The organism is Priestia sp. KCTC 13724, from assembly GCF_056820425.1.
The window spans coordinates 1-10181 of sequence record NZ_JBXDLD010000173.1 but is presented as its reverse complement, the minus strand read 5'-3'; the positions used below and the strand labels follow the sequence as shown (position 1 = coordinate 10181).

Annotated in this window: 8 protein-coding genes and 1 pseudogene; all 9 read left to right on the top strand. The window is 39.2% G+C overall.

Features of this window, described 5'->3' with window-relative positions; genetic code table 11:
• Positions 1-62: 62 nt before the first annotated feature.
• The 9 genes and pseudogenes from AC1UFB_RS19835 (at position 63) to AC1UFB_RS19795 (ending at position 10029) form a co-directional block, all read left to right on the top strand.
• Positions 63-1265: a recombinase family protein gene (locus AC1UFB_RS19835; protein WP_482589889.1), complete on the top strand. Its 1203-nt coding sequence runs from the start codon at positions 63-65 to the stop codon at positions 1263-1265.
• 108 nt (positions 1266-1373) lie between these two features.
• Complete coding sequence (locus tag AC1UFB_RS19830) at positions 1374-1565, top strand: SE1561 family protein (protein WP_076512866.1); 192 nt, start codon at positions 1374-1376, stop codon at positions 1563-1565.
• A 447-nt stretch (positions 1566-2012) separates the two neighbouring features.
• Positions 2013-3554, top strand: a complete 1542-nt coding sequence (locus tag AC1UFB_RS19825; RefSeq protein ID WP_328101681.1) for a fumarate hydratase — start codon at positions 2013-2015, stop codon at positions 3552-3554.
• Between the two features lie 78 nt (positions 3555-3632).
• Positions 3633-4460: a delta-lactam-biosynthetic de-N-acetylase gene (gene pdaA / locus AC1UFB_RS19820; RefSeq protein ID WP_025908672.1), complete on the top strand. Its 828-nt coding sequence runs from the start codon at positions 3633-3635 to the stop codon at positions 4458-4460.
• Between the two features lie 144 nt (positions 4461-4604).
• The gene (rlmD, locus tag AC1UFB_RS19815) at positions 4605-5999 is read left to right on the top strand and encodes a 23S rRNA (uracil(1939)-C(5))-methyltransferase RlmD (protein WP_061785528.1); all 1395 of its coding nucleotides are present in this window, start codon (positions 4605-4607) and stop codon (positions 5997-5999) included.
• Positions 6000-6163: 164 nt separating this feature from the next.
• Positions 6164-6601, top strand: a pseudogene (locus AC1UFB_RS19810) (MFS transporter); the annotation flags it as partial.
• Positions 6602-6799: 198 nt separating this feature from the next.
• Positions 6800-8119, top strand: coding sequence for a hemolysin family protein (locus tag AC1UFB_RS19805; protein WP_328101679.1), 1320 nt, complete (start codon positions 6800-6802; stop codon positions 8117-8119).
• A gap of 136 nt (positions 8120-8255) precedes the next feature.
• Complete coding sequence (locus tag AC1UFB_RS19800; protein WP_482589885.1) at positions 8256-8417, top strand: hypothetical protein; 162 nt, start codon at positions 8256-8258, stop codon at positions 8415-8417.
• Between the two features lie 454 nt (positions 8418-8871).
• Positions 8872-10029 carry an MFS transporter gene (locus AC1UFB_RS19795; RefSeq protein WP_482589883.1) on the top strand — a complete coding sequence of 386 codons (1158 nt, stop codon included), beginning with the start codon at positions 8872-8874 and terminating at the stop codon, positions 10027-10029.
• The last annotated feature ends 152 nt before the right edge of the window (positions 10030-10181 follow it).

Below are 10181 nucleotides of genomic sequence, written 5' to 3'. Positions count from 1 at the left end.
TCTACAAGATAGGTGCCCTTTTTTGTATGCTTTTTTTGGATTTTATTGGTTAATCAACACGCATGAAAATTTATAATTTTATTAACGATGATGATGTTAATGAGTCAAATACACGGACAGAAATAGATAATCATTTTATAGAAATTACTAAAAGAAAACTGCTTAGAGGAAGAATCCATGCTATAAAAAAAGGAGTTTATTTTGGTATAGCTCCGTATGGTTATATGAAAGATGAATATAAACATCTATTGCCTCATCCAAAAGAATCTCAAACCGTTAAAGATATTTTTGATATGTATGTAAATAGAAAATTAAATCAAGCGGAAATTTGTCAGATATTAACGATTAAAGGTAAGAAAACAAGAGCAGGAAAAGTTTTTACACCGCGATCTACTTCGCTCATTCTTTCTAATGTGGCATATATAGGAGTGGTAAGTTATAAATTACAAGGGGAAAGTGCAATCACTGTAGAAGGTGCTCATCCTGCTTTAGTAAGTATGGAAGTATTTCAACAAGCTCAAAGTATTAGGCTAGAAAAAAGAAAAGTACCTCAAAAATCCCAAAGAGGTATATATACATTATCAAAGTTGTTAGAGTGCTCTTGCTGTCAGCAAACACTGTCTTTTTGTATGAAGTATAGTAAAAGGGAGTATAAAAATACATTAGACAAATCAGGGCGAGAACTTTATATTCTTAATTGTTATGCTTCAAAAGGTCAAAAAGCCAAGTTGGAACATAAACTATCCGGTTTGCCAAGGTGTAAAAATAATGGGGTTAGAGCTTTACGAGTACAGAAAAAAGTGTTTAAAGAGCTCAAAAGATATTTAATAGAACTTAATAAGTACACTGAGAGCATAATAAATAGAGATGAGGCGTTTTTTGAAAAGATAGCATTTAAGCAAAGTAAGCTAACTCTTCAGTATGATGAGTTAAATAAACAAAAGAAAAATGTGCAGGAAGGGTTTAGGATAGGTGTTTATGAAGCAGAAGAAGCTACTGAAGAGATAAAAAATATAAAAAAAATCCAACTTGAAATAATGGATGAATTAAAACAAATAGAGGCCATAGAGAGTAAGTTAGAGGTAGAGAGATGCAACAAAGTTAAAACTAACATAGAAACTTTACTTTCTATGGATACTATCTCTAACCCTGGTAAAGCTAATAAAATTTTACACGAAATCATTAAAAAAATTTATTATTGGAAAGAAACAACAGATAATGGCGAAGAGCAACCATTTGACATTAAAATCGTTTATAAAAGTTAGCAACTATTATCAAAATGCTTTTAGTTGTCAAATGCAAAATCATTCGTTACGATAAAAGAAAATTGTTTCTATCATTAAAAATTTATCATGAAAAGGTGTCGATACGTAATGGGAAACGCAGTGCATGATTCAGAATCACAAGTTCGCTATTTAAAAGAACGTTTAAATATGTTTATGCAGGTGCTTGATTCTATTGAACCTGAAACAACGGACCTTGAGGACATTGACCGTTTAATCACAATGATTGATGATCTTGAATTAAAGTGTGAGCAGTTTAAAAAGAGCGACGATAATAAGTAAGATAAAGCGAAAGGGCTAAAGAGTCTTTTCGCTTTTTTTATGGGACTAAAATCTTTATATTTCATCAAGGATTCGATATGTTAAAAAATGGAATAATTCAACAGGAGATAAAAATGATTTCGAGCTGCTGTTTTATTTTCACATAAACTTCGAGCATTACCTCTAGAGCGTATACAGAATTGAAATGAACGATTGAACATCCTGATAACGGAAAAATGACTATTGCAGAAGTGATCGGGACCTATGCATGGCACGGAAATCATCATATTGCACACATTACAACGCTAAGAAAACAGAAGAACTGGTAGCCAGCTAATTCCAAGGAAAACCTTTCAGATTATAAGACAAGAGAGTATAATAAAAGTGAAATGAAGAACGGAAACGGCCGGCTCTTCTGAAAATAAAAAACGCTTACATTTATTTAGGGGACACGGGAGGAGATCTACAATGATTGAAGCTTTAAAAAAGAGTATGTACAATCTAATTGTTGAAACATCCACGAAACTACCGAAGGATGTGCGACGTGCTATTGCAGCGGCAAAAGCAAAAGAAAATGCGGGCACGCGTGCAGCGATGTCACTTGCAACAATCACAAACAACATTAAAATGGCGGATGAAAACATCTCACCAATCTGTCAGGATACGGGGATGCCGACATTTAAAATTAAAACTCCAGTTGGTGTGAACCAAATTGAAATCAAAAAAGCGATTTATTGGGCAATTGAAGAAGCAACAAAAAATGGAAAGCTTCGTCCAAACTCCGTTGATTCGTTAACAGGAGCGAACAGCGGTGATAACCTAGGTGCAGGAACGCCGGTTATTAAGTTTGAACAGTGGGAAAATGATTATATTGACGCGCGTCTCATTTTAAAAGGCGGCGGCTGTGAGAACAAAAACATTCAGTACAGTTTACCATGTGAGCTTGAAGGACTGGGCCGTGCGGGTCGTGATTTAGACGGTATTCGTAAATGCGTGATGCATTCTGTGTATCAGGCGCAAGGCCAAGGCTGTAGCGCCGGCGTCATCGGAGTGGGAATCGGTGGCGACCGTACAACAGGCTATGAGCTAGCAAAAGAGCAGCTTTTCAGAAGCTTAGACGATGAAAACTCAAACGAGCAGCTAAAAGAGCTTGAGGAGTATGTGATGGAAAATGCCAATAAGCTTGGCATTGGTACAATGGGATTTGGCGGTGAAACAACGCTTCTTGGCTGTAAAGTTGGCGTTATTAACCGTATCCCAGCAAGCTTCTTCGTATCGGTTGCGTACAACTGTTGGGCATACCGTCGTCTTGGCATTAAGATTAATGCCAAGACAGGTGACGTAACAGAATGGCTATACCAAGAAGGTGAAGAAATTGACTTCTCTGAACAAGCGGAGCAAGCAGAAGATAAAGTAGCGAATAAAACGCGCGAAGTTGTTCTGCAAGCACCAATTACAGAAGAGCAAATTCGTGAGTTAAAAGTAGGTGATGTGGTAACGATTAACGGCATGATGTATACGGGCCGTGACGCAATCCACAAACACTTAACAACGAACGATGCGCCAGTTGACTTAGACGGCCAAATCATTTACCACTGTGGTCCAGTTATGTTAAAAGACGATGCGGGCAACTGGAAGGTAGCAGCGGCAGGTCCAACCACAAGTATTCGTGAAGAGCCTTACCAAGGTGATATTATGAAGAAATTTGGTATTCGTGCTGTCATCGGTAAAGGTGGAATGGGACCAAAAACCCTAGCGGCTCTACAAGAGCACGGAGGCGTATACTTAAACGCAATCGGCGGCGCAGCGCAGTACTACGCAGATTGCATTAAGAGCGTTGAAGGCGTGGATTTAATGCAGTTTGGTATTCCAGAAGCAATGTGGCATTTAAAAGTTGAAGGATTCACAGCAGTTGTAACGATGGATTCTCACGGCAATAGCTTACATGCCGATGTTGATAAATCATCGCTTGAAAAACTTGAGCAATTTAAAGAGCCTGTTTTTAAATAACTGGTAAAAAGTAGCGAGCATACGTAAACGAAAAGGATGGATACTAAGCATAAACTGACCTTTGGAAAGGAGCACGTTATGCGTAGATTCATCCTTTTCCTCGTTGTTTTAGTAGGCGTAACGATCCCAGTCTCAGCACAAACCTATTCAAATAAACCGATTAGCTGGGGATTTCAAAAAAGTAAAAACCACAAGCCGGCTGATGCAGGAGCTTCCCATGAAAAGCTTTTAAAGAAATATGAAGCTTTTTACCTTGGCGATACGAAGAAAAAAGAAATTTATCTTACGTTTGACAATGGCTATGAAAATGGCTACACGGCAGACGTTCTTGACGTGTTGAAAAAGCGTAAAGTACCGGCAACGTTCTTTGTGACAGGGCATTATCTAAAAGACCAACCAAAGCTGATTAAACGAATGGTACGAGAAGGCCATATTGTTGGAAATCACTCTTGGCACCACCCGGACTTAACTCAAGTAAACGATAAGCGTTTTAAAGAAGAGTTACAAAAAGTAGAAGATAAATACAAAGATATTACCGGACGAGATGATATGCAATACATTCGCTCACCCCGCGGCGTCTTTAGTGAACGAACGCTGGCTTTATCAAAAGAGGAAGGCTATATTAACGTTTTTTGGTCACTGGCATTTGTGGATTGGATGACGGATGCACAAAAAGGCTGGCGTTATTCCTATGACAACATTATGGCTCAAATCCACCCCGGTGCGATTTTACTTCTTCATACTGTTTCAAAAGATAACGCCGAAGCGCTTGATAAAGCAATTCGTGATCTTCAAAAAGAAGGATATACGTTCAAAAGCATTGATGACCTCGTATTTGAGCGTGAAAAAGTAGCCCCAATTGAGAAAAAAAAGCCTACCGATATGACAGAGCAACGAACTCCTTAAAATCGACAAGAATCCTTGTCGGTTTTTTTGTCGTGAAAGTGTTATAATATGCCTTGGTTCTTTTTTAAGAAAAACATCATCGGTTTTATGAAAAGGTAAAACCGTGCATAAATAGAAACAGAAACTATAATCGGAGTTGTTAGAATGAATAAACCTAAACAAGAAATGAAGGTTCAAAAAGGACAAACCTTTCCGCTTACTATTAAGCGTCTTGGTATTAACGGTGAAGGAGTAGGGTACTTCAAACGCCAAGTTGTCTTTGTTCCTGGTGCGTTGCCAGATGAAGAAGTAGTTGTTGAAGCAACGAACGTACAGCGTAACTTTGCGGAAGGTCGTATTAAGCGTATTCGTAAAAAATCACCACAGCGCGTTAACCCGCCCTGTCCCATCTATGAGCAGTGTGGAGGCTGCCAGCTTCAGCACTTGTCGTATGAAGGCCAGCTTGATTCAAAGCGTGACATTGTCTCACAAGCCTTTGAACGTCATAGCTCATTGAAAAACGTTGAGTCAAAAATCAAATCAACAATTGGTATGGAAGATCCGTGGCGTTACCGAAACAAGTCACAGTTTCAAGTTGGAATGGACAAGCGAAAAGTCATTGCCGGCCTATATGGAATCAATTCACACCGCTTAATTGACATTGAAAACTGTCCGATTCAACATCGCGCGACAAATCACGTGACAAAAGAAATGAAGCGTATTTTACAAGATTTAAAAATTCCTGTGTATGACGAGAAAAAGCGCGGTGGGGTTGTTCGTACAATTGTGACACGCGTTGGATTTGAAACAGGTGAAGTGCAGCTTGTTTTAATTACGGCACAAAAAGATATTCCGCGTAAAGACTTACTACTAGAGGAAATCAAACGTTGTCTACCGGAAGTGAAATCTGTTGTTCAAAACGTAAACGGTCAAAAAACATCGCTAATCTTTGGTGATGAAACGTTTACGCTAGCAGGCAAGCCAGTCATTCAAGAAACGCTAGGAGATATCTCATTTGAACTATCAGCTCGCGCTTTCTTCCAATTAAATCCTCAGCAAACCGTTAAGCTTTATGACGAAGTGAAAAAAGCAGCGGCGCTAACAGGAGAAGAAAAAATCGTTGATGCTTACTGTGGTGTTGGAACGATTGGTTTATGGCTAGCGGATGACGCCAAAGAAATCCGCGGAATGGATACCATTGAAGAATCAATTGTGGATGCGCGTAAAAATGCGAAAGATCACGGCTTTGAAAATGCAACATATGTAACAGGGCCAGCTGAACAATGGTTACCAAAATGGGTAAGTGAAGGCTGGAAGCCGGATGTTATTGTTGTGGATCCACCGCGTACGGGCTGTGACGAAAAGCTTTTAAAAGCAATTTTACAAGTGAAGCCGAAGAAAGTTGTGTACGTATCTTGTAACCCATCGACTCTTGCAAAAGACGTCCAAATTCTTTCAAAGTACTACAAAGTAAAAAACGTACAGCCAGTCGATATGTTCCCTCATACGGCTCACGTTGAGTCTGTGACGACATTGAAGTTGAAAAGTATGCATAAATAAGAATGTACTAAAGACCCAAACCTCGCGTGGTTATGTGCGGTTTTTGGGTTTTTTTGTCTCTTTAACTTTCCTCATCAAGTTCCATTAGTTCTCTTGCAATAAGGAATACAGAAATTTCAAATGCATCTATACGTCGCCTAGCTAAAGTGATTTGAGATTTATATCTGCTGGGAACAGAAGCTTATGCAGGAGTTCCTTCTGCGTTATTAACTTTTGGATCAGCCGGAGCAGCGCTGCTAGTGGGCAGACTTTCACAACGATATGGACGGCGTATTGGGCTATCAACTGGCTTTCTCTTTGGTGGTATCGGTGCAGTTGGGGTCATATTGGCAGCTATTCTAAACAGTATTGTACTGTTATTTGCTTCGTTGCTAATATACGGAGCAGGCACAGCTACAAATCTGCAGGCTCGCTATGCGGGCACAGACTTATCCAACAGCAAGCAGCGAGCCACAGCGATTAGTACGACAATGGTGTTTACGACATTCGGTGCCGTAGCGGGTCCTAACTTAGTAGGCGTGACGGGAGAATTTGCCCAGTCAATCGGGTTTCCATCTCTTACAGGTCCGTTCATGTTAGGAGCTGCAGGTGGAGCTTTATCCAGAAGGAGCAGAGTTTGAATTAATTTAACACCGTTATTGATAAAAAGCATTTTGTTACTCTTTACATAAATAAAGTGAGAAGAAGAGTAGTGGTTACTCTTCTGACTATACCATAACAAATAAACGTAATGGTATTACTTATTGTTCAAGCGGGTAAGTTAACTGTATATTATTACATTAAAGGTCGGTGAAAAACTCTTGAATAGTATTTGGATTTCAATCGTTATTGTTTTAATCCTTATTGTCGCAAATGGACTCTTTGCGATGACCGAAATTGCAATTGTAACGTCTAAAAAGAATCGACTTGAAAAATTAAAAGAACAAGGTGACCGCAGAGCTGCATATGCATTAAAGCTTGCTGAGGATCCAAACCAGCTGTTATCAACCATTCAAATTGGAATTACGTTAATTGGTGTAATAACAGGGGCATTTGGAGGAGCCACAATTGCTGGGCAGCTGTCAGGCTATGTAGACCAAATTGATGCTTTGTCTGCGTTTAGCTATCAGTTAAGCTTTATCATTGTGGTAGGTCTATCTACATACTTGTCATTAATTATTGGGGAACTGGTCCCAAAGCGAATTGGATTAAACAATCCAGAAAAAACGGCATCGATTGTGGCAAAGCCAATGTATTACTTCTCAAAGATTGGTAAACCTCTTATCTTTATTCTAAGTAAATCAACAGAGTTTGTATTAAAAGTGCTGAGAGTAAAGCCAAATGATGAGCCAGATGTAACGGAAGAAGAAATTACTCAGCTGATTGAACAAGGCGTATATAGCGGAGTTGTTGAATCCATTGAACAAGATCTTGTGGAACAAATCTTTTACTTAGGAGATAAGCGATTAGGCGATATTTTAACACCACGCCCTCAGCTCGTATGGCTTGATTTAGAAGATCCATTAGAGGAGAACATCAAGATAATGAAAGAAAATTCATATTCTAGGTTTCCTGTAGGAGAGGGAACGCTTGATAATTTTAAAGGAATTGTTCATGCGAAAGACATGTTTGCAAAGCTAGTATCTGATGAACATTTTGACTTGACAGAATGTATACGTCAAACAATCATTCTTCCTGAATCAATGAAAGCTTTTCAAGCGATGGAGATGTTGAAGAAATCTGCACACCACGAAGCGATTGTAATCGATGAATATGGAGGGGTGGAAGGATTAGTTACTCTTCACGATGTATTTGAACATATTATTGGTGAGATGCCAGAAGAGCACGAAACAGAGCTTCAAATTGTCCAGCGTAACGAAAATTCTTGGCTTGCAGACGGGCTGATTCCAATCGACACATTTGTGAGGTATTTCGACCTTGAAGGCGTCGAAAACCTAACGAGCAATAAAAATTTTCATACCCTTGGTGGTTTTATCACCAGCCAAAAGGGAGAAATTCCTAAAGTAAAAGATGAAGTTCGCGTAGGGGATTTGTTATTGGAAGTGGTTGATATGGATCAGTTTCGTGTAGACAAGGTGATGGTTTCAAGAGTTGAAGAAAGTTCATTAGGCGAAATGTAGCAATGGTATATAAAATAGTATGAAAAGAGACTGAGACATAAGTAGTTCAGTCCTTACTATACCTGAATGATTGAGAGTTCATAACTTTTAATCGTTCAGGTTTTTTGTTGATTGTGAAAACAATGTTGGAAACAGGGTGGAATGGAGCGTAGGACACTCGACCCCTGCGGGAAAGAGAGAGAAAACGGAGATCCCGCAGCGCAGCGAGGAAGCTCAGGTTCCTCCCCGCGGAAAGCGAGTGGCCGTAGCGCAATGGAACGAACGTGTTGAGACAAATCAAAGAGATGGGAACAGCTAGTGTTCGTCTTTTAGAAGCAATCCTTCTTGTTTAGTCGGTAGAAGTTTAAACTGTAACCGTTTGCTCTTTTTAATGAATGAAATGCTCACTTAGTGCATACTAATTTTTAATGGCGGGAGAAGAGAGTTGTTAATTCCAAGCAAAAAGGTAATTGTATCAAAAGGGCCTTTTTGCTATGATAATAGTATCTAATAAGAAATGGGGGTTTTTCTGTTGACAGCATCAATGAGATTACGTTTACCAATGTTCATTCGCTAATTGAATACTTGGAAGCTCTGCCTGCGCTCAGAGCAACGGAATTGGTCTGTCTATTTTTAAGAAAACCCTATATTTTACGGTTATTTTAAGAAGAGAGGAGAATATTCCTCTCTTTTTTGTTGTCTCAAAATAGGAGTGCATGGACGGAATTAGTAGGTAAATAAGATAAAAATTGAATAGAAATGAGCTGTTAAATATGAATAGTGCAGAAAGTCATTTACAAGAGAACTGGTTAAAGAATATTATTCTTTTTCTCAGTAGCCAAACGATTTCACTGTTTGGATCGTCCCTCGTGCAATACGCTATCATGTGGCACATTACGTTAACCACGCAATCGGGCTTCATGATGACGTTGTACATTATCTGTGGATTTATTCCGACCTTTATTTTATCGCCCGTTGCTGGAGTTTGGGCGGATCGCTACAATCGAAAAGTCCTTATTATGCTCGCGGATGGATTAATTGCCACTGCAACGCTTGTTCTAGCAATTCTCTTTTTAATGGGATTTGATAGCATTTGGCTTCTTTTTGTGATGGCAGCAGTCCGTGCGTTTGGAGCAGGGATTCAAACACCTGCTGTTGGGGCCATCTTGCCACAAATTGTGCCAAAAGATAAGCTGACAAAAGTAAACGGAGCAAACGAAAGTATCCAGGCAATCATTATGTTTATATCGCCGATGGTTAGCGCTGCTTTACTTGCTACAGTGTCGCTTGAGATTATTTTTTTCATTGACGTCGTTACAGCAGCACTTGCCATTGTGACACTGCTTACCTTCGTGAAAGTTTCTGTGCATAAAAAAGCTATGGGGAAACAGGAAGTAAGCTATTTCAGTGATTTTAAACAAGGAATTCGCTACGTGAATAATCATGCTTTCTTAAAGCAATTTTTCTTATTCTTTGCCGTTTTCTTTGTACTAATGGCGCCAGCTGCATTTTTAACCCCGCTTCAAGTGACGCGAAGCTTTGGCGATGACGTGTGGCGATTGACGGCAATTGAAATTGCATTTTCAGTTGGAATGATGATAGGTGGAGGAGTCATTGCAGCTTGGGGAGGCTTTCAAAACCGGATTAAAACGTTAGGATTAGCTAGCGTAATTATGGGTGTTTGTACGTTAGCTCTTGGTTTGGTTCCTATTTTTTGGCTGTATTTAGGGTTTATGGGGCTATTCGGGGTGATGGGCATGATTTCTACGTCTATGATGCCGCTGGGAATGTTGGTTTTTGGACCTCTCGCAGACTGGATTAGTGTGGAATGGCTCTTGATTGGCACAGGGATTTTTATTGTCATTCTCGCAATTTTCTTAGGGCGAAATAAAGTATTAATTGAATCTGAAAAAAATACGCTGAATGTTTAATAATGATAAGGTACAAGATAAATAGAAAAGGGGCTGTCCAAAAAGTCAGTAAAAGCTGATTTTTTGACAGCCCTCTTTCTGGATTTTTTTTGAAAAAATACACAAAAAAATCGTCCTATCTAGTAAAATGAAAGTTACCACACCAACATTTC

What these genes read in the sequence shown, in the direction of transcription:
- AC1UFB_RS19835 (WP_482589889.1), top strand. Translation starts at nt 63, where the DNA reads ATGAAAATTTATAATTTTATTAACGATGATGATGTTAATGAGTCAAAT.
- AC1UFB_RS19830 (WP_076512866.1), top strand. Translation starts at nt 1,374, where the DNA reads ATGGGAAACGCAGTGCATGATTCAGAATCACAAGTTCGCTATTTAAAA.
- AC1UFB_RS19825 (WP_328101681.1), top strand. Translation starts at nt 2,013, where the DNA reads ATGATTGAAGCTTTAAAAAAGAGTATGTACAATCTAATTGTTGAAACA.
- pdaA (WP_025908672.1), top strand. Translation starts at nt 3,633, where the DNA reads ATGCGTAGATTCATCCTTTTCCTCGTTGTTTTAGTAGGCGTAACGATC.
- rlmD (WP_061785528.1), top strand. Translation starts at nt 4,605, where the DNA reads ATGAATAAACCTAAACAAGAAATGAAGGTTCAAAAAGGACAAACCTTT.
- AC1UFB_RS19795 (WP_482589883.1), top strand. Translation starts at nt 8,872, where the DNA reads ATGAATAGTGCAGAAAGTCATTTACAAGAGAACTGGTTAAAGAATATT.